Raw genomic sequence first — 19,115 nt, forward strand, 5'->3', positions numbered from 1 at the left:
CCCGTCAACGAAAACATCCCGCATGCTTCGCCTCTTCCTTCTGTCCGCCCTGCTCGCTTTCAGCGCCCAAGCCCAGACCGTAGACACCAGCACGCTCACCGGCAAAGTCGTCTGCGGCTACCAGGGCTGGTTCCGCTGCGAAGGAGATGGCAGCAATAACGGCTGGCATCACTACGCCGCTGGCAGCAAGATCTTGGAACCCGGACACGCCCATATCGAAATGTGGCCGGATGTGAGCGAGCTGCCTCAAGAAGCCCGTGTGCAGACCCCCTTCAAACATGCCGATGGCCGCACCGCTGAAGTTTTCAGCTCCGTATATCCCGCCGTGGTGCAGCTTCATTTCAAATGGATGCGCGACTACGGCATCGACGGCGCCTTCATCCAGCGCTTTGCCACCACCACACGCGACAAACGCTTCCGCGAGCCCATGGACCAGGTGCTGGCCCATTGCCAGACCGCTGCTGCTGCCAACGGGCGTGGCGTGACGCTGATGTATGATCTCAGCGGCATCAAGGAAGGCGACATCCAGCTGGTGATCGACGACTGGAAACGCATCCTCGCTGAAAAGCGCCTCGACCCCAAAAGCGCCGCTTATTTCAAGCACCACGGCAGGCCCCTCGTGGCCCTCTGGGGCCTGGGCTTCAATGACCGCGCGCCCATGCTCGATGAATGGTCACGCCTCATCACCTTTCTGCGCGACGATCCCGAGTTCGGCGGCTGCGCCATCATGCTCGGAGTCCCCTACTACTGGCGCACCCTGGACCACGACTGCATCAAAGATCCCCGACTGCTCGAAATCATCGCCCGTGCCGACATCGTCAGCCCCTGGTCCGTGGGCCGTTACGGCACGCCCAAGGACGCCACCAGCCGGGGGGAGAAATACCTGAAGCCCGACATCGCCTGGTGCACCGAGCACAAGCTCGACTACCTGCCCGTCATCTTCCCCGGCTTCAGCTGGACGAATCTCTCCAAGTCGCGCAACCAGCCGGCAAAATTTGACGCCATCCCCCGTCTCGGTGGCGAGTTCCTGTGGTCGCAGGCGCTCGCGGCCAAACAAGCCGGGGCACAAATGCTCTACGTGGCCATGTTTGACGAGATGGACGAAGGCACCGCCATCTTCAAAACCGACAATCACCCGCCTGTGGGCGAAAGCCGCTTCCTTGCAGAGCCGGATCTGCCAAGCGACCATTACCTCTGGCTTACTGGCAGGCTCGGCGCTCTGCTGCGCGGAGAAGCGCCGGATACGCTGCCAAAACGCTGATTACGGCTAAACTCAGGACAGGTCCGAAGCCAGGACCGAGTTGGCCGCCCTCAGCGCCAGCTCCTTGGCCTGCGCAATGACGCGCACGGAAGTGGCGTCAAACAGGTAGGCATGGCAACTGGGACAGGTGATGGCACGCGCGACCACGATGGAGCCGCATCCTTCGCAGACTTTATACTGCTCCGGATGAGTAGCGATCTTCTCAGCCTGCTTCAGGCGAGAGTCCGGTTTGTGATCGTGCGCGCTCATTGAATGTCATTACGATGCTACGACGACATTGGCCGAGTGCAACGCCGCTGATAAACAACTTACATTCTTTTTTGCGCTTGCTTTGCGGGCACCAGGCACTTTTCAGCCCAGCCCGGGCACGCTCCAGCCCTCCCGGTATTTGCGCACCAGCTGGGCATTGAGTTCCGGCCGGTTGGTCACCTGTCCGGCTGCCGCGTCCCAGTCGATCCAGCCGCCTGGATTGCGCTCGGCCAGCACCCCGAGGAGCACGGCCTCCGTGAGAGGGCAGCCATAGGTCGGCAGGTCGGCGGCGGCTTTTTCACCCTTCATGCAGGCGTCCACCCAGTCGGTATAGTGATTGGCAATACGTGTCTTCGGATAGGCAAAGCCAGTGAACTTCTCCTCCGGCACCAGCCAGGGGCGCTGCGTGTGCGGTTTGAAGACGCTGCCGTTTTCGCCAATGAAGAAGATGCCGCTCGGCGTGTCCTTGGTCAGCACCGAGGGCTTGATAACGCGGGCATCAAAGGGATAGCCGCCGTCGGTCCACGTCATTTTGATCTTGTCCCCAGACGTCAGGGGCGTGCCTGGAAACTCAAATTCGAGATGCCGCTTCTGCGCATACAGGGCCCCCTTGCTGCCCTCATCCAGGCATCGCACGCGCGTGGGGGCCATGAGTCCGAGGCAGGAGGAAACGACGTCGAAATAGTGGCAGCCCATGTCCCCCATCATGCCGACCCCAAAATCCACCCACGAGCGCCACATGGAAGGATGGTACGCCCCTTCCAGAAACGGCACCTCGTCGGCCACTCCCAGCCACAGGTTCCAGTCCAGATTCTCCGGCACCGGATCGGCCTGCGCCTTGCGCTCCGTCATCTTGGGCCACCAGTTGGTCTTCTTGTTCTCCCAGCAGATGACCTCCTTTACCTTGCCGATGGCTCCGCTCTTGATGAGATCGACCGCCAGCAGGGTCTCGATGGTGGAATGCCCCTGCGTGCCCATCTGCGTGGTCACCCCCGCTTTGGCCGCCTCGGCGCCGAGAATCCGCGCCTCATGGATGTGATGGGTCAGCGGCTTCTGTAGATAAACATGCTTCTTCGCCCGCAATGCCGTGACCGCCATGGCTGCATGCATGTGGTCCGGTGTGCCGATCGTCACCGCATCCACCGTGTCACCCATTTTAGCGATCATCTCGCGATAGTCGCGATACACCGCCGCACCCTCCAGCCGCTTCGCAGCATCTGGGTCCTGCAGCTCCTTGCGCCGTGTCGCATTGCCGCCACGCGCCAGCTCCAGCGTCCTCGCATCCACATCACACATACCCACAAGCCGCACCTTGGAGTGCTGTAGTACGCTCATCATCGTCACCGCCCCCATCCCTCCCACGCCGATCGATGCCACTTGAAACATCGAGTTGGGCGACCTTGCACTCAAAATAGCTGGCGCGGAAACGTAAGCAGCAGATGCGGCGAAGGACTGCTTGAGGAAATGGCGGCGGTTCATGAGGAGATGGGAACGCGAGTGCACGAGGGGTTATAGCGTGTAAATCGAATTCCTGACCCGCTTCCCGGCCTGAAATTTCGTATGACTCCATGACGAGCCTGTGAAAACTGGCGTGCATGCCGCCTCCTCCCATCAACATTTTCAGCCAGCACAGGAAGCCCGAAGAAGTCTTGCAGCTGCTGCGGCAGCAGATCCCCGAAGCAATCGTCGAAACAAGTGAGGATGGCGTTTGGTCCTGCGTCAGGGGCACCTGGAAACGCGGCTGGATGAAGGGTGCGCTCCACATGGAAGTGAGGCATGACCCTGACTACTACGCAGGTGAAGGATGGGATGCTCAGCTTGCGGGCATGGCAGGCTATTTCAGGCAGTTTCCCGGTGCCAGTCAGAGGCCCGAACTTTTTGGCTATCTGCCAGGACTGGCTTTCGCCGTGAATTTTATCATCGACCCGGCATTCACAGAGAATGACCCGCGTCAGGAGGTGATAGCCTCGGTTACACGTCTGCTGGACGGCGTCATTTTTCTTCCGGGCTGCCTGAGCGACGCGGAAGGACGTCTGATCATCTCTGCTGATGATGACGCTGATCCCGAGGCTCAGCTACCCGCGCATGAGCCTGCGCAAAACGAAGATGCCGAACCTTCGGATGAACCATCTGACTGTAATCCGCCAACCGAATCACGCGTCATTTCCCGGCTGACTTTCATGGGGGCTCTGGTGAATCGTGGCTTCATGGAAGATCATCCTGAAGGTGAGGCTCTTCGTTTGGAAATGCTGGATGGCTTTCGCGATTCAGATGCATGGCAGGAAGGTGAAGAAGATGAGATTGCGGCCTTGGAAACTCCCGTCGGTGAACTTCCTGAGAACAAGAGCTGGGAACTGCCCTGGCTCTCCGAAGGAGCGGCCGTGCTCGCATGGTCACTTGGACTTATGGAATTACCTGCTTATGATGAGCAGGTTGAGACTGACGATCTATACAAGGTGATCGGCGACCTGGAGAATCAACGCCTGACACCCAAGCTGCGCAGCCCTGAAGAATTGGAAAAGCTGTCTTCTCAAATGCTCTGCATACACTGGCGTCTGCGCCAGTTTAGCATTGAGCCGAAATCCATGGATTTCGCGGAGTTCGCACCCCGGGCGTGGTGGGGAGCGATGGACCTTTCCTTGGCAAGGCTGAGCAACAACGATCTGGAGATCCAGGGCGCACCTTTGATAGAGTCTTCTGAAGAAGATTGGAAATGCACCAGCGGCATCATGGAAGAACGCCGAAAAGCTATCCACTGGTTGCTGGGACAGAACCCCGTCTATTCTGAAAATGACACAAGCACCTGAGCAGGTGACGCCGAGTCATTGGATCACCTCCCCGCCACACCCGCCGGTTTCCGGATTTTCATCAGCAAAGGGAAGCTCGTCTGCAGCCCCGCGCTGTCGTGCTCGTTGCGGGCGGAACTGAGGGCGGCGTGGATGAACGCATCCTGATCCTTCACCCAGTTCGCGGCGCGGAAGAAAATTGGGCGCTCGTTTTCCTTCTCACGAATCTGCACGCCATTGAGTCCGATGTCATCCACGATCACCCCATGAGGCAGGCCATGTACATCCAGATTGAGAATGCCGTCATTGCCCATGCGCACGGCGCGGATCCAAGCCTTCACCGTCTGCCCTGGAGCCAGGGTGATTTCGAGAGGCTTGGTCTCATCCTTGATCTCGCGCATCATCGCTTTGCCTCCGGCATCCGGTTCCATGACGATGATGAACTTGGGCGCAGCGCCCAGCGTCACCTTGCCAAAGGTTCCAGAATCATGCACGAGATCCTTGGCTTTCGCCGTGATCTTGAGCTTGCTCCAGTCGGCGTTTGCTGCAGCATCCGGCGCAGCGCGCAGGCTGCCGCTGATCAGGTCGTGCCCCGCCTCGATGATCATCGGTGACGAAGCATAATAACCGGCAGGCAGGCCCGTGACCTCGATCTGGATCGGATCATCAAAACCGTCCACGCGCTCGGCACGGAAGGAAAAGCCAACGGACGCACCGGGCATCACCGTGGGGTTCATGCCCGCGAGCTTCACGCTGAAGTCAGGCATCGGCTGGCGGATGCTGAGCGCATACACATAGCGCTCGCCACCCCAGCCGCGAGTGTCGGTCACTTTCACCACATACCTGCCGTCCGCCGGCGCGGTGAAGGCCAGTCGTGAATCGCTGCCGATCTTGCGATCCCCGCTGTCATCGTTGGTGTAGTTCACCGTGAAGACGGGCAACCCGTTCGGCACGATGTGGCTGCCGATCGCCTTGGGTTCCACGATGTAGCAGGGTTCATCAAGCGAGTGAGAATTGGCCGTGGTGTCAAAGTAGGCGCGGCGTTTGCCTCCCGTGGTATAGAAAAAGCAGCCGCCATCAGGACCGCGCGGCATGCGGATGATCTTCATCACATCGCCGTTGAAATAGGCGTATTCATTCAACTCCATCTCCTCCCAGTTTTGCAGGCGGATGTCAGGGTTGTTGGCGTCCACGCTGCGGAAGTTGTTGTAGCTGTCGCGCACGGCCTGAAGCAGCAGCCGCTGCACCGGCTTGCCGTCGGCATGCAGCACCTCGATCTTGGTGTCGGCTGGAGAGCCCGCCATGTCCGCCAGTGTCTCGATGACCCAGCACTGGCCTTTTTTAGCCTCAAAGGCAAAGCAGTCCACATCATGCGTCTTCGCCAAACGTGCACCAATGGTGACTGGCGCGACGATTCCCTGCGCCTTGGCGACATCGTCATTCCCTTCCACTTCCTCCGCCTGCGGCAGCGCGCTCACGCGCAGCGCAGGCATGGAGCGGAATCTCAGCGCCCTGGCATCCAGCGGCACATTCATCACGCCCTCCTTCTCGGCCTTCAATACGACCGTGGCATTGTCTCCGAGGTGATGACCGATGAGTGTAACCCTGGCTTCTTTGCCAGCCTGTGCAGTCAGCGGAGCCCATGCCGTGACATACGGCAGTGCACCGAGGGTTAGCCGATAGGCATGCTCTGCGCTGCCATCCATCGTGGTGTTGCTCACCATCGCAATGTATTCGCCATCTGCGGGCGCTTTCCATGCAAGGAACGGATCGCTTCCGCTGTCCAGGCCGCGGTTTACCGCGAGCACGTTTTGATGCATGTCCAGAATCTCCACTGTGGGCGCTTTCGCCTTGCTGCCGATCTGCGCCACGGCGAGGTCAAACACCAGCTCCTCTCCCGCCTTCGCCTTGAACAGATACGCGTCATGTTGGCCGATCTCCGTCAGCGTGCCCCAGAGGCTCGCTGGCAGCGTGGCAATGCTGACCGCACCCGCTTTGAAATCCGCCGCCTTGGTGACCAGCGGTGCCAGATCATCGGCATAGATCTTCATCCGCGCAGACTCCCCTGCCCCGCTCTTGAGCCACAACTCATAGGCACCACGCGGCACCTCGGGACCAGTGGTGATCTTGACCCTGGCCGTCGTCGCTTTCACCGAATTCTTGGCCAGCTGAGCCTTGATGCCTGGATGGGAAACCATCACCTGCATGTCAGCGCTGAGGTTCTTTCCCGCGATGCTCACCATCAGCTCTCCACTAATGTGCGCAGCCTGCGGCACCACCCGCGCCAGCTCAGGCTTCACCGCCATCGCCGGCTTGGCAGGCGCAGGAGCCAACACCACCTTGCCCGTGGCAGACTCATAGAAACTCAGACTGCCATCCACACGCCCGGCTACGAGCTGCGCCTTGTCAGTAAACGCCAGTGCTGGAGACCAGTCCGGCTGCTTTTCCAGCGGCACCTTCTCCGTGAGGTCTGCCGTGCTCCAGATTTTGAGCGACTTGTCCGTCGAGGTGGACGCCAGCAGATGACCGTCCATCGAAAGCGCCAGATTCAAGATGCCGCCCTCATGCGCAAAGCGACTCGTGATGATTTTATTCGTGCCCTCCTTGGCATCCGCGCTGATGCTCCACTGGCGGATGCGGTTGTCGCCGCCTGCCGCAAAGAGATGTTTGCCATCCGCACTGAAGACCACGCTCGTCTGCTCCTTGGTTGGCTGCGAGAGTGTGTCGAGCCGCTGCCCTCCTGGAATGCTCCAGAGCTTCACCGTGCGGTCTGCGCTGGCGCTGGCCAGCACCTTGCCATCCGTACGGAACGAGAGGCCGTTCACCGCACCATTGTGTCCTTTCAGCAGCGCGATCTCCCTGCCCGTGGTCGTGTCCCAGAGTCGGATCTTCTGATCATAGGCCCCCGTGGCGATCATCTTCCCATCTGGCGAAACCGCCAGCGCATACGCAGCATCCAGATGCCCTTCAAACGAATGCACAGGCGAACCATCGCTGGTCTTCCAGCTTTTCACGATGCCCACAATGCCCGCCTCACCACCAGCAGCATACACCGTCTCGCCACCCGGTGAAAACGCGAGCGCGTTAGCCTTGCCCTTGAACCCCGTGAGCTTGCGCACCACGGCACGTGTCACCGGATTGAGCAGCTCTACCTCACCATAGCGCCCGACCGCGATGAACTGCGCCTTGGGCGAAAACGCCACCGCCTGCACCGCATGCTTGGGCGGTACCGTCGGTTTGATCTGCGGCGTGATCACCTCCCTCGGCATCGGCTTTGCCTCCACAAGGGCAGGCCCTTTGGCCCCCGCATCGATCCATGTTTTGATCAGCGCAATCTCCTCCGTCTTAAGCTTCTCCCGCTTGCCCGGCGGCATGAATTCATTCTTCCCGCCGCGCCCTGAGTGACCTTCGAGAAACTTCACCAGCATCGACTCACCCGCCTTGCCTGCAATGATTGCCTTCCCCTCCTTGCCGCCCTTCATCAGGTTGGCAAACGTGTCCAGCCGGAACTCCCCGTCCGCATCCGTGTCGTCATGACAGTCGATGCAGTAGGTGTCCCAAAGCGGCACAATCTGCTTGGTGTAGTCAACCGTCTGGGCGTGGCCTGCTGCAATGGAAACGGACAGGAGAAAAATGAAACGGGTAAAACTCATGGCGCGCTCCTATCAGTGATTAAACAAAAACTCCTTCGAACTCATCAGCCCCCAAAAGATATCCTCAAGGGTGGTTCGGCGATCATCGGCTGAGGCTTTGGCCAGCATCTCCGCCGCCTTGGCGCTCTCCCTCTCCGTGGGCAGACGCGTCAGCGCGATGAGGTAGGCCTCTTCGATGATCTTCTCGTTGCTCAGATTGCTGGTCAGCAGCGCATCCAGGCGGTTGTCCTTCTGCGCCAGCTTCTGGTTCAGCGTCTCTCCATTCGCAATGTGCAGCGCCTGGGCCATGCTGGGCTCGTTGGTGCGCTCGCACTCGCAGGTGGCCACACGATCGGCGCGGCCAAAGCTCTTGAGGAAATAGCTGGCGATGTTGCTGTCCGGCAGTTGCAGCGCACGGAAGCCCATCGGGTAGCTCTCGCTCGTGCCGCGATTGGCGTTGCGCTTGTCGATCTTGAAGGTGGTGGGCGCCTCCGTCACTTGGGACACCGTGTCCAGCAGCACCTCCGCCTTCAGCCTGCGCGGCACGTAGTGCGAGCCATAGCGCAGATCGGTGATGTTCTCCGGCAAAGTCACGCTGCTGCGCTGGTAAGTCTCGCTTTGCAGGATGGTCCGCATGAGCGCCTTCAGGTCAAACTTCGCCTTCACCAGATGATCACAGGCTGCGGCAAAGAGCGGCTCATTGCTTGCCGGATTCGTCACTCGCAGATCATCCACAGCCTCGACGAGGCCGGAGCCAAAGAAGTTCGCCCACACGCGGTTCACGATCGCACGCTGAAAGAGCTTGTTGTCCGCGCCGGTCAGCCATTTCGCCAGCGGCACCCGACGGTCTTCAGTCGAGGTCATCGAGACCGGCGTGGTCACATCCAGCGGGTGCGGAGGCTGCGGCTTGCCCGTCAGTGGCTGCACCAGCTCACCATCATCAGAGGAGAAAAGCACCCTCTCATCCGCCTGCGCACCGTTCTTGGTGCGCACACGGGAGAGCATGTTGGCAAAGGCGAAATACTCGTTGTTCGTCCACTTTTCCATCGGGTGGTTGTGGCACTTCGCGCAGGCGATGGAGGTTCCCAAAAACGCCACGCTGATCGTCTCCGCGCACTTGGTCGGCTCGTCGTTCAGGATGAAGAAATTCCCCGCGCCATTTTCCAGCGTGCTGCCCGTGGCGGTCAGGAGATCGCGCACCATCACGTCCCACGGCGTGTTGGCGGCCACGTTGCGCCGGATCCAGTTGTAGTAGGACCACATCGCCTGCGGCATGAGCTTGTCTCCATTCACCAGCAGCAAATCGCTCCAGCGGTGCGACCAGTAATCGACGAACTCAGGCCGCTGCAGCAGCGTCTCGATAAGGCGGTCGCGCTTGTCCGCACTCTTGTCCGCAAGAAAGGCGCGGGTTTCTTCGAGCGCGGGCAAAACACCAATCGTATCCAGAAACGCACGACGCAGAAATTCGTGATCATCCGCACGTCCTGAAGGCGGGATGTTCAGAGTACGCAATTTCTTGAGCACCTGCTCGTCGATGAAATTGCGCGGCTTCATCTGTGCAAACGCAGGCTCATCCACCACGCCATCGCTAGGCACCACCACGGTGGATACAGTCAGGAGGCTCAGATACCACGCGCTGATGGCTGTTTCCCCTCGGCCGGTCGTTTTCACGACGCCCTGCTCGTCCACGGTGGCCACGCTGGCGTTCACGCCGTTGTACTTGGCCCAGCGCGTCACATCCTCGCTGTGGCCGTCGCTGAACTTTGCCGTGACCTTGAGCTTCAGCGTCGTCCCGGGTTTCGTCACCAGTTGCTTCGGCTCCACGTCCAGCGTCACGATGCGCGGATCATCTGCCTTCGGCCCCGGCGCACCGGCGGCGATCCAGTCGGCGATCGCCTTGTACTCCGGCGAGTTCACTTCAAATCGCTTGTCGCCCTTGTGCGGCACCGCCTTCACGGCCTTCAACAGAAACAAACTTCGCGCCGGATCTTCCAGCGTCAGCCTGCGCCCGTTCGCACTGCGGGTGATGGAGATCCAGTCACCCTCATCATCAAAACCGCGCAGCGACAGGCGAAAACCACCCTGCCCCGCAGCCGCACCATGACATGCCCCCATTGCACAGCCATAGCGCGTAAGGATCGGCTGGATGGTGTTACGAAAGGAAGGGACTTCAGCCACGCTTGCCGAAGCAAAAACCGCAAAGGCAATAAAGGAACGAAACATCATGAGTGAAACTTGATGAGGGTTGGCAGCTCTGACTCCGCGTTACGCAAACAGCTCCTTGATCGCCTGCGTTCCAAAATCGACGACCGGATACGGCCTGCCCTGCGGTCCGGGCAGCTCGGTGGTAAGGTCAATGCCCATCGCCTGATAGATGGTTGCCACGATCTCCTTTGGAGCCACGGGGCGCTCGGTGGGATAGCCACCGATGTCGTCGCTCTTGCCCACCACATGGCCGCCCTTCACGCCGCCACCGGCAAAGTTCACCGTCCAGCAATTCGGCCAATGGTCGCGGCCACCAGCCGGATTGATCTTGGGCGTGCGGCCAAATTCAGCCAGGCAGGTGACCATGGTGTCATCCAACATGCCGCGCTGGAAGAGATCCTCGATGAGGGCGCTGTACCCCTGGTCATACATCGGTGCCACGATGTCGCGCATACCCTCAATGCTTGTGAAGGGTTTGGAGCCGTGGATATCCCAGGTGATCTCGCCAAACACGGTGATAAACGTGTTCACCGTCACGAAACGCACGCCGCGCTCCACCAGGCGGCGCGCCAGCAGGCAGCTCTGGCCAAAGCGGTTCAGGCCGTAACGCTCGCGCACCTTCATCGGCTCCTTGGTCAGGTCAAAGGCCTCGCGCGCTTGAGAGCTGGTCATGATGCGGTAGGCGGATTCGAAGTTGGAGTCCATCAGCTTGGCCTGCTCGCTGTATTCAAAGTTGCGCACGCTGCTGTCCACCAGCTCACGCAGCTCGCGGCGGCGCTCCAGTCGCACCTCGCCGATCTCCTTGGGCGGCAGCAGATCCGGCACCTTGAAATCCTTCACTGCAGGGTCCGCATTCAGCACAAAGGGATCGTAGGACTTGCCCAAAAAGCCGGCATCCTGGCCGTGTGGCATGTTGCCGCCCGTGGGTCCCATCGTCTCCGGCAGAATCACATGGGCGGGCAGATCGCTCCGGCGGCCTTGCAGAAACTCCAGCGCGCTGCCCACATGCGGCGTGTTTACACCTCCGGTGAAAAGCCGTCCCGTCTGCATCATCTGGTGCCCCGTGTCATGCACTGCAGCCGCTGTGTGGTAACAGGAACGCACCAGGCTGAACTTGTCCGCGATCTTCGCATGCAGTGGCAGGATCTCGGAGATTTCAAACGCATCACTCTTCGTGCGGATCGGCTTAAAAGGTCCGCGGATCTCGCTCGGAGCATCCGGCTTCATGTCCCACAGATCCTGCTGGCTGGGAGCGCCAAGGTTGAAGATCATGATGCAGGACTTGCTGCTCTTCTTCGGGTCCACACGCCCCTCCGCCTTCAGTTTGGCAAATCCAGGCATCGTCAGCCCGATGGCGCCGAGTGCGCCTGCCTGTAGGAAATCACGACGCGTGATCCCGTCGCAATTGGTGATGGAGCCTTGGCCGGAGAACTTGAACATGGTGCGCGTGAGGTTTGAACTTCCATATTAATACGCGACTCAGGAACGCTTCTAAATGGACGATGCCGCTTTGCGTTTGGCGGGTTCGGGCAGGAATAATCCTGTGCAAACATACCATTTCCACCTCGACCACAGTGCACCATGTATGATTCTGCACTGATTTCACACTGCGCTCATGTTGTATTTACCCATCCGCTTTCATGGCGGGAGAAACCAAAAGGAAGCGACCAAGCTCCGTAACATTCGCCCCGGAATCAGGCTTTCCTCTGTGCAGCGAGCATGTTTGGAAAAATGCCTCCCCCTCCTCCGCTCCGGCAGCCCGATCTCACACAACTGACAACCTTGATGAAGAAATGGTGTTCAAGCCAGACTCCTTCATGCTACTCTTGCCTAATCCCACCTCTATGAAAGCCCTCCTTATTTGCCTTTCTTTTTGCTTGTTCCTGACCTCCGCCCTCCATGCGCAGAGCAGCACCGGCCAAAACACGGGACAAAACAACAATCAAGACGGCGTCACTCAGGACGGCCTCTGGCAGGCGAAGCTCAAAGGCGGAAACTACATGGTTCGCTGCAATGCCATCATCGCCCTCTCCAAGCATGAGTACATCTCCGATGGCGTGGCCCGTGTGGTGGAGGTCAACATCACCCTGAACTCCGCCCAGATCGTGCGCTTCTATTTCCTGGAGCCCTACAAGCCGGAAACAGGCAGCAGCACTCTGGGTGCAGGCACGCAGGCGCTGGAAAGAGCCAAGGGCCTCTTCGAACAGGCCGCCGGTCGTGTCTCGCCAGATCTGGTCACCCCCAAGGTGGTGAAAAACTACCCCGCGTCCACGCATGCGCACACCATCGAGTTCGTTCTCAAAGAGGAGGCCAGGCTCACGGCACTCTACGGCAGTCTGGAGCGCTCGTTCCGCACCGGGCAGGGACGCGTCTTTACGGAATAATCAGGCGTCTGAAACAAGCCGTCCGCCACCATGGCACTTCTGCACACACAGAAGTGCCTGTGGCAGCGCATCAAACATTGAAGCGCCATTCCACGACGTCGCCATCGCGCATGACGTATTCCTTGCCTTCAATGCGCCACTTGCCCTTCTCCTTGGCCTTGGCAGTGGAACCGAGTTCGATCAGGTCGTTGAAATGCACGATTTCGCCCGCGATGAAGCCACGCTCAAAGTCGCCATGGATCACACCAGCCGCCTGCGGAGCTTTCATACCCTTCGTGATCGTCCAGGCGCGGGTTTCTTTCTCGCCCGTGGTCAGATAGGTCTGCAGCCCCAGCAGGTCATAGGCGCCTTTGATCAGGCGTGACACACCGCTGTCTGTCACACCGATGTCCGCCAGGTAGGCCTTGGCCTCTTCCTCGCTCAGGTCGATCAGCTCGCTCTCGATGGCGGCGCTGACCACCACGGCGGTGGCCTCATGCGCATGGCGCACATACTCGCGCACCTTGCCCACAAAGGGATGGTTGTCCGGGTCGTTGGAAGCTGATGCCAGTTCGTCCTCCGCCACGTTGCAGGCAAAGATGCAGGGCTTGGAGGTGATGAGGAAAAAGCTCTTCAGCAGCTTGCGCTCGTCATCCGTGCACTCCAGCGTTACGGCGGGCTTGCCGGCGTCAAAGTGGGGAATGAGCTTTTCGCACAGGGCGATCTCGGCCTTGGCCTCCTTGTCTCCGCTCTTGGCTTTCTTTTCGCCCTTTTCCTTGCGGCGCTGCACGGCCTCCATGTCGGCGAGGATGAGTTCAGTATTGATGACCTCAATATCGGTCACGGGATCGATCGTCCCGCTGACGTGGGTGATGTCACCATTTTCAAAGCAGCGCACCACGTGCACGATGGCGTCCACCTCGCGGATATGGCTCAGGAACTTGTTCCCCAGCCCTTCGCCCTGCGCAGCCCCTTTTACCAGGCCGGCAATATCGACGAACTCAATCGCGGCAGGCACCAGTTTGAAGGACCCGGAGAGCTTGGAAAGCGCCGCCAGGCGCTCATCCGGCACGGTCACCACGCCCGTGTTGGGCTCGATGGTACAGAATGGATAATTGGCAGCCTCCGCCTTGCGGGTGCGGGTGACGGCGTTAAAAAGGGTGGATTTGCCTACATTAGGGAGGCCTACGATTCCGGCTCTGAGCATAAGGCCCGCGAGAGTAGGGCGGAATGAGAAATGAGCAAGGCGACGTTGCGTCCGATCCGCATATCGGCGAGACTCCGCGCCCTTTTTACGGTCCCCACCCATGTCTTTTGAGCTTTTAGCCACCGATTCCTCCTCCCACGCCCGCCGTGGGCGGCTGACGACGCCCCATGGGGTGGTGGAGACCCCCGTCTTCATGCCGGTGGGCACTCAGGGCACGGTCAAGGCCATGCACCCGGACGAGCTCAAGGCGCTCAATTCCCAGATCATCCTGGGAAACACCTACCATCTCTTCGTCCGTCCCGGCATGGAGATCATGAAGGAGGCGGGGGGCCTGCACGCCTTTGCCAACTGGGACCGGCCGATCTTGACAGACAGCGGTGGCTTCCAGGTCTTCTCCTTGGCTAAGCTACGGAAAATCAAAGAAGAAGGCTGCCACTTCCAGAACCATCTGGACGGCACCCCCATGTTCATCGGCCCGGAGACCTCCATGGAGATCCAGGCCACCCTCGGCTCAGACGTAGCCATGCTCTTTGACGAGTGCACCCCCTACCCTTGCGAGGCCAAAGAGGCGGAAAAGAGCCTCGACCTGACCCTCCGCTGGGCCCGGCGTTGCCGTACCTGGATCGATGAACACCGCCCCCAGACGGGCGGTGGGGCGCAGCAGCACTTCGGTATTGTGCAAGGCAGTGTCTATAAAGAGCTGCGCGAAAGATCCGCCCGCGAACTCGTGGCCATGGGCTTCGACGGCTACGCCATCGGCGGCCTCAGTGTCGGAGAGCCCGAGGAGGACATGATGCGCATCGCCGAATGGACGACGCCCCACCTCCCGGCCAATCAGGCCCGCTACGCCATGGGCCTCGGCACCCCCCCCCAGGTCATCGAGCTCATCGCCCGGGGGATCGACATGTTTGACTGCGTGCTGCCCACCCGCCTGGCCCGGAACGGCACCGCCTTCACTCACGAGGGCATGATGAACCTCCGAAACGCCTGCTACGCCCGCGACTTCCGCCCCATCTCCGAAGACACCCACCCCCTCTGCCAGGGCTTTTCACGCGCCTACATCCGCCATCTGGTTCAGGCTCAGGAGATTCTGGGTTTGCGGTTGATTTCTCTTCATAACCTGCATTTCTACGCGTCCCTCACGTCCAGGGCACGTCAAGCGATCGAACAGGGTTGTTTCGCCGAGTTCCGGGCAGAGGTCGTCGCGAAGTACAATTCCCATCCCTCAGCCTCCGAATCATGACCCCCATTTCTCTCGAAAGCACCCTCTTCCTGGCCCAGGCCGCACCTGCTGGCGCCCAAGGTGGCCCCTTTGGCAGCCCGCTGATGTTCCCGGTGCTCATGATCGTGCTCATGTACTTCGTCATCTTCCGCCCTCAGCAGAAGCGCATGAAGGAGCACCAGAAGCTCGTCTCCAGCATTGCTGTGGATGACCACGTCATCATGGAGAGCGGCGTGCATGGCATCATCACCAGCATCAAGGACCGCACCGTGATGGTCAAAATCGCCGACAACGTCAAAGTGCAATTCGAACGCTCCAAGATTGCCGCCGTGACGAAAAAGTCTGATGTCGTCGATGCGACCGCCTCCTAATAAGACAGGCAACTTTCTGATTTTCCCAACCCACTAGCCAGCCACCCAGTTCATGAATCCCTTCGCCACCTTCTTTGTCGGTGCCACCATCTTGATGATGCTCCTCGTCTATGTCGGCACTGCTGTACATAAGACCAAGCGCTGGGTGGGCTCCATCCTCGTCGCCCTGACTGCCCTCTCCGCCATCTACACGGTGCGCTCCATGGGCATCCCCCTCGGTATCGACCTTCAAGGCGGCAGCGAGTTCATCGTTCAGCTTGCCCCCGGCAAAAACGAAGACGGCACTCCCAAAGCGGTGACCAGCAGTGATGTGCAGCAGGCCATCGCCATCTTGGAAAAGCGTCTCAATCCGGATGCGTCCAAAGACCTGACCATGCAGCCTGAGGGTAGCGACCGCATCGTGATTCAGATGCCAGGTATCACCGAGGATGAAATCAAGGAAGTCCGCAAGGCCATCCAGACCGTAGCCCACCTCGAATTCCGCCGCGTCCACCCTGAAAGCCAGTCCAAGCTGGAGCAGATCAAAGCTCGTGGCGGCATCAAAGAGCCCGGCTGGATCGAAATGCCATACAGCGCACCCATCACTGCGAAGGATGGATCCGTCATCAACCGCTCCGAACTCGTCCGCGACACGCCTGATATCGAAGGCAGCTACGTCTCCCAGGCCTACCGCACTGTCGATGCCGAAGGCAACAAGGTTGCCCTCCAGTTCAACAGCGAAGGTGCCAAGCTCTTCGATGATCTCGCCGCCGTGCATTATCAGAAGGAAATGGCCATCATCGTTGACGGCCAGATCCACTCCGCACCCCGCCTTCAGGCCCGTCAGTATGGTGGTCGTGCCGAAATCTCCGGCGGTGGCGGCAAAGGCTTCTCCCAGCAGGAAGCCGACACCCTGGCCACCCTTCTGAGCAATCCGCTGAAGAACCCGATGATCATCCTTTCCGAAAGCTCCGTCTCCTCGGCTTATGGTCAGTCTTCCATCGACCAGGGCAAGTGGATCGGCATCGCCGCTCTCATCATCACCACCTGCTTCATGATGTTCATCTACCGTCTGGCCGGCATCGTGGCCATCGTCGGTCTGGTCATCAACATCGCCATTCTCTTCGGCTCCATGGCCCTCTTCGGTTTCACGCTCACCATGCCCGGTATCGCGGGTGTCGTGCTCACCATCGGCATGGCCGTGGATGCCAACGTTCTGATCTACGAGCGACTGCGTGAGGAAATGGAGGCCGGCAAGACCCTCGCTGGAGCCCTGGAGGCCGCATATGAGAAGGCCTTCTCCGCCATCGCCGACTCCAACATCACCACCCTGATCTCGGCCCTCATCCTGTTTGTCATCTCCGGCGGTCTGGTCAAAGGCTTCGCCGTCACCCTCATGATCGGTCTGGTCTCCTCCATGATCGGCGCACTCATCGTCACCCGCGTCATCTTCATGTGGGTGGTGGACAAGAACCTCCTCCACAAGATCCACACCACCAAGATCATCCCGGACAAGGTCTTCGACATCCTCTCCTCGGCTCCCAAGTTCATCATCGCCTCCCTTGTAGTGACCGCCATCTCCTTCGGCACCCTGGCCGTCAAAGGCAGCGCTGGCTTCGGCATCGACTTCCGCGGCGGCAGCCGTGTGGACGTCACCCTCGCCAAAGGCAAGGACATCGCCGATGGCGAATTCGACGCCCTCTTCAAGAACCTCAAGCAGGATGGCGGCAAGGATCTCGGCAGCTACTACATCCAGCGCAAGAACGACGCCACCGGAGCCCTCAACATCAGCATTCGCTGTGAAGAGCTCAGCGGCCCCGCCATCCAGCATGCCATCACCGCCAAGTGGAAGACCGACACCGTCGCAGGCACCAGCATCGCCACCGTGGGTTCTGTCATCGGCTCCGAGCTCGCCAAGCAGTCCTTTTGGGCCATGATGGTCGCCCTCGTCGCCATCTTCGCCTACTTGATGCTGCGCTACGAGTTCGCCTTCGCCCTCGGTGCCATCATCGCCCTCTTCCACGACGTGCTCATGGTCCCCGGCCTTTGCGTTCTCTTCGGCCAGGAGCTCAGTGTCATCCACGTCGGCGCGCTGCTCACCATCGCTGGTTACTCCATCAACGACACCATCGTCGTCTTTGACCGTATCCGCGAGACCATCCAGAACGGCAGCGGCTCCACCATGCGCGAGCTGATGAACGAGGCCATCTGCAAGACCCTCTCCCGTACGCTCCTCACCGGCCCCACCGCCCTCGCTCCGATGGTCGTGCTTCTCTTCCTTGGCAATCCTGCCATGCTCGAGTTCGCCATGCCGATCACCATTGGCGTGCTTCTCGGCACCTACTCCTCCATCTTCATCGCCTCCCCGCTGGTGCTCTGGTACGCGAAGAAGTCCGGCACCAGCCTCAAGCGCCAGGTGCTCGACGCCCAGATCGAGCAGATGAAAGCCCAGCAGGCCATCGCTGCAGCAGCTGCCGCAGCCGGCGGCGGCAAGAAGTAATCCCGTCTCCAAAGACCGGATCTCATTTCACTCTAAGGGGAGAGCTTCACCGCTCTCCCCTTTTTGTTTCATGCCGGGTTTCCCATAATACCACGCACAGCTGAAAACGGGTCTCATGGGTGGAAGCCAGCATTCCATGCGGCCAGCCCGCGCTCTGGCGGAGTGGGATCGTCCCGATCCCACACGCTCCTGCATCGCCCTGCATTCTCGCGTCTCCACAAAGCCGAGCCTCCCTCATCATCCAGCGCCATCGCACATCCGCGAAGCCGCTGCAGGTGGGGGGATCAAGATGATCCCCCTCCGTCAGCTCGTGCCTCCACCTTCAGACCCGTTTTTAACTGATCGTGGTATAAGTCCTTCGGTGACGGACGTAGCTTCATTCAGCCGCGTAGCAGTGACAAAATTTCCGCCCCGCCCAGCGCCGCCACCTCCTTTCCCACGCACAAAAAAGAGGCGGCCTCTCAGCCGCCCCTCGCTCACAAATCTCTCCGCACTCTCAGTTGTTCGCAGGCGGCGGATTCACCGGCTCAGCAGGCTTCACTTCCACAGCAGGCGTTCCGGGTGGTGCTCCCAGCGGCGGTGTCGTCACAGCACCCTTCGGCCCGTTTGGATCATCCGGTGCCAGTGTCGTGGCCGCCGTCGCAGCAGCAGCCGCTTCTGCCGCCTTTTTCTTCGCTGCCGCCAGCTTCTCGGCATTGGCCTTGGCCTTCTCTGCAGACTGCTTCAGGTAAGTCTGGTAATCAGGGCCATTGCCCGTGATCGTCACCGGCGTGCCCACCGCAGTATGCTCAAAGAGGATCGGCGCCATCTTGCTCGGCAGCCGGATGCAGCCATGCGAGGCACGGCGTCCAGGCCGAGGGATCGGCCCGATATGCATGCCCACTCCGTCGCCGGTCAGGCGCATGAAATAGGTCATCTTTGCCGGCTCAAAGTGCCCGCCTTCAGGCAGTAGATCACGTCCCTGCTTGAAGTCGGAGTTCACCACCTTGCCGTCCTTGTCAAAACCCTTGCCGTACAAGTTCGAGACCTTGTCCTTCACCTTCTCCAAAATTTTGAACTCTCCGGTCGGAGTCGGGAAGGATGGAATACCGCTGGCGAAATACGTCCAGCCCACCTCCTGCTTGCCGCTGTACAACATCGCGCGCTGCACATCCACATTGATGACCATGCGCGTGATCGGCTTGTTACCGCCCTTCCACTCGCCTGGGTATTTCCACACCTCCTTGATCGGTGCCGGCGGCGGAGGCGGCGGCTTGCGTGAGGACTGGCAGGCGGCCAGCAGCGCCATGCCGAGAAGGAGCCCGGCACGCATCGGGGAAAAGGAGGTTTGAAATTTCACA

Annotated in this window: 13 protein-coding genes; 6 read left to right on the forward strand and 7 right to left on the reverse strand. The window is 60.0% G+C overall.

The genetic code is table 11. From position 1 onward, the window contains the following. The first annotated feature begins 22 nt into the window (after window positions 1–22). Window positions 23–1,261: a glycoside hydrolase family 71/99-like protein gene (locus HNQ65_RS18450; protein WP_184341682.1), complete on the forward strand. Its 1,239-nt coding sequence runs from the start codon at window positions 23–25 to the stop codon at window positions 1,259–1,261. A 12-nt stretch (window positions 1,262–1,273) separates the two neighbouring features. On the opposite strand, the gene HNQ65_RS18455 is transcribed toward HNQ65_RS18450, so the two are convergent. Together HNQ65_RS18455 and HNQ65_RS18460 are read right to left on the reverse strand one after the other, a co-directional pair. Continuing rightward, window positions 1,274–1,510, reverse strand: coding sequence for a hypothetical protein (locus HNQ65_RS18455; protein ID WP_184341684.1), 237 nt, complete (start codon window positions 1,508–1,510; stop codon window positions 1,274–1,276). Window positions 1,511–1,612: 102 nt separating this feature from the next. After that, window positions 1,613–2,989 (reverse strand): Gfo/Idh/MocA family protein, encoded by a 1,377-nt coding sequence (locus tag HNQ65_RS18460; RefSeq protein WP_184341686.1) that lies wholly within the window; start codon window positions 2,987–2,989, stop codon window positions 1,613–1,615. Between the two features lie 116 nt (window positions 2,990–3,105). On the opposite strand from HNQ65_RS18460, the gene HNQ65_RS18465 reads away from it, so the two are divergent. Further along, on the forward strand, window positions 3,106–4,317 hold the full coding sequence (locus HNQ65_RS18465; protein ID WP_184341688.1) for a DUF4272 domain-containing protein: 1,212 nt from the start codon (window positions 3,106–3,108) through the stop codon (window positions 4,315–4,317). Window positions 4,318–4,340: 23 nt separating this feature from the next. On the opposite strand, the gene HNQ65_RS18470 is transcribed toward HNQ65_RS18465, so the two are convergent. The 3 genes from HNQ65_RS18470 to HNQ65_RS18480 are packed head-to-tail and all read right to left on the reverse strand — an operon-like array spanning window position 4,341 to window position 11,573. Then, window positions 4,341–7,949, reverse strand: a complete 3,609-nt coding sequence (locus HNQ65_RS18470; protein ID WP_184341690.1) for a c-type cytochrome domain-containing protein — start codon at window positions 7,947–7,949, stop codon at window positions 4,341–4,343. A 12-nt stretch (window positions 7,950–7,961) separates the two neighbouring features. Next, a complete protein-coding gene (locus tag HNQ65_RS18475; RefSeq protein WP_184341692.1) occupies window positions 7,962–10,154 on the reverse strand; it encodes a DUF1549 domain-containing protein in 2,193 nt (730 codons plus the stop codon). 39 nt (window positions 10,155–10,193) lie between these two features. Then, window positions 10,194–11,573, reverse strand: coding sequence for a DUF1501 domain-containing protein (locus HNQ65_RS18480; protein ID WP_184341694.1), 1,380 nt, complete (start codon window positions 11,571–11,573; stop codon window positions 10,194–10,196). Between the two features lie 404 nt (window positions 11,574–11,977). On the opposite strand from HNQ65_RS18480, the gene HNQ65_RS18485 reads away from it, so the two are divergent. Further along, the gene (locus HNQ65_RS18485) at window positions 11,978–12,517 is read left to right on the forward strand and encodes a hypothetical protein (protein WP_184341696.1); all 540 of its coding nucleotides are present in this window, start codon (window positions 11,978–11,980) and stop codon (window positions 12,515–12,517) included. 70 nt (window positions 12,518–12,587) lie between these two features. On the opposite strand, the gene ychF is transcribed toward HNQ65_RS18485, so the two are convergent. Next, window positions 12,588–13,703 carry a redox-regulated ATPase YchF gene (gene ychF / locus HNQ65_RS18490; protein ID WP_184341698.1) on the reverse strand — a complete coding sequence of 372 codons (1,116 nt, stop codon included), beginning with the start codon at window positions 13,701–13,703 and terminating at the stop codon, window positions 12,588–12,590. Between the two features lie 100 nt (window positions 13,704–13,803). Between ychF and tgt the strand changes: the two genes are divergently transcribed. Genes tgt through secD form a run of 3 tightly spaced genes read left to right on the forward strand, consistent with a single transcriptional unit; the run spans window position 13,804 to window position 17,775 of the window. Then, window positions 13,804–14,946 carry a tRNA guanosine(34) transglycosylase Tgt gene (gene tgt / locus HNQ65_RS18495; protein WP_184341700.1) on the forward strand — a complete coding sequence of 381 codons (1,143 nt, stop codon included), beginning with the start codon at window positions 13,804–13,806 and terminating at the stop codon, window positions 14,944–14,946. Beyond that, complete coding sequence (yajC, locus tag HNQ65_RS18500; RefSeq protein WP_184341701.1) at window positions 14,943–15,296, forward strand: preprotein translocase subunit YajC; 354 nt, start codon at window positions 14,943–14,945, stop codon at window positions 15,294–15,296. Before tgt ends, yajC begins: the two co-directional genes overlap by 4 nt. Before the next feature lie 52 nt (window positions 15,297–15,348). Further along, window positions 15,349–17,775 (forward strand): protein translocase subunit SecD, encoded by a 2,427-nt coding sequence (gene secD, locus HNQ65_RS18505; protein ID WP_184341703.1) that lies wholly within the window; start codon window positions 15,349–15,351, stop codon window positions 17,773–17,775. A 496-nt stretch (window positions 17,776–18,271) separates the two neighbouring features. Here secD and HNQ65_RS18510 read toward each other — a convergent pair whose 3' ends face one another. After that, window positions 18,272–19,087 carry a L,D-transpeptidase gene (locus HNQ65_RS18510; protein WP_184341705.1) on the reverse strand — a complete coding sequence of 272 codons (816 nt, stop codon included), beginning with the start codon at window positions 19,085–19,087 and terminating at the stop codon, window positions 18,272–18,274. Window positions 19,088–19,115 lie beyond the last annotated feature (28 nt).

The sequence above is a fragment of the Prosthecobacter vanneervenii genome, from assembly GCF_014203095.1.
Classification (GTDB): Bacteria; Verrucomicrobiota; Verrucomicrobiia; order Verrucomicrobiales; family Verrucomicrobiaceae; genus Prosthecobacter; species Prosthecobacter vanneervenii.

Bases quoted from the DNA above. Each gene is read 5' to 3' on its own strand.
- HNQ65_RS18450 (WP_184341682.1), top strand. From the start codon at position 23: ATGCTTCGCCTCTTCCTTCTGTCCGCCCTGCTCGCTTTCAGCGCCCAA.
- HNQ65_RS18455 (WP_184341684.1), bottom strand. From the start codon at position 1,510: ATGAGCGCGCACGATCACAAACCGGACTCTCGCCTGAAGCAGGCTGAG.
- HNQ65_RS18460 (WP_184341686.1), bottom strand. From the start codon at position 2,989: ATGAACCGCCGCCATTTCCTCAAGCAGTCCTTCGCCGCATCTGCTGCT.
- HNQ65_RS18465 (WP_184341688.1), top strand. From the start codon at position 3,106: ATGCCGCCTCCTCCCATCAACATTTTCAGCCAGCACAGGAAGCCCGAA.
- HNQ65_RS18470 (WP_184341690.1), bottom strand. From the start codon at position 7,949: ATGAGTTTTACCCGTTTCATTTTTCTCCTGTCCGTTTCCATTGCAGCA.
- HNQ65_RS18475 (WP_184341692.1), bottom strand. From the start codon at position 10,154: ATGATGTTTCGTTCCTTTATTGCCTTTGCGGTTTTTGCTTCGGCAAGC.
- HNQ65_RS18480 (WP_184341694.1), bottom strand. From the start codon at position 11,573: ATGTTCAAGTTCTCCGGCCAAGGCTCCATCACCAATTGCGACGGGATC.
- HNQ65_RS18485 (WP_184341696.1), top strand. From the start codon at position 11,978: ATGAAAGCCCTCCTTATTTGCCTTTCTTTTTGCTTGTTCCTGACCTCC.
- ychF (WP_184341698.1), bottom strand. From the start codon at position 13,703: ATGCTCAGAGCCGGAATCGTAGGCCTCCCTAATGTAGGCAAATCCACC.
- tgt (WP_184341700.1), top strand. From the start codon at position 13,804: ATGTCTTTTGAGCTTTTAGCCACCGATTCCTCCTCCCACGCCCGCCGT.
- yajC (WP_184341701.1), top strand. From the start codon at position 14,943: ATGACCCCCATTTCTCTCGAAAGCACCCTCTTCCTGGCCCAGGCCGCA.
- secD (WP_184341703.1), top strand. From the start codon at position 15,349: ATGAATCCCTTCGCCACCTTCTTTGTCGGTGCCACCATCTTGATGATG.
- HNQ65_RS18510 (WP_184341705.1), bottom strand. From the start codon at position 19,087: ATGCGTGCCGGGCTCCTTCTCGGCATGGCGCTGCTGGCCGCCTGCCAG.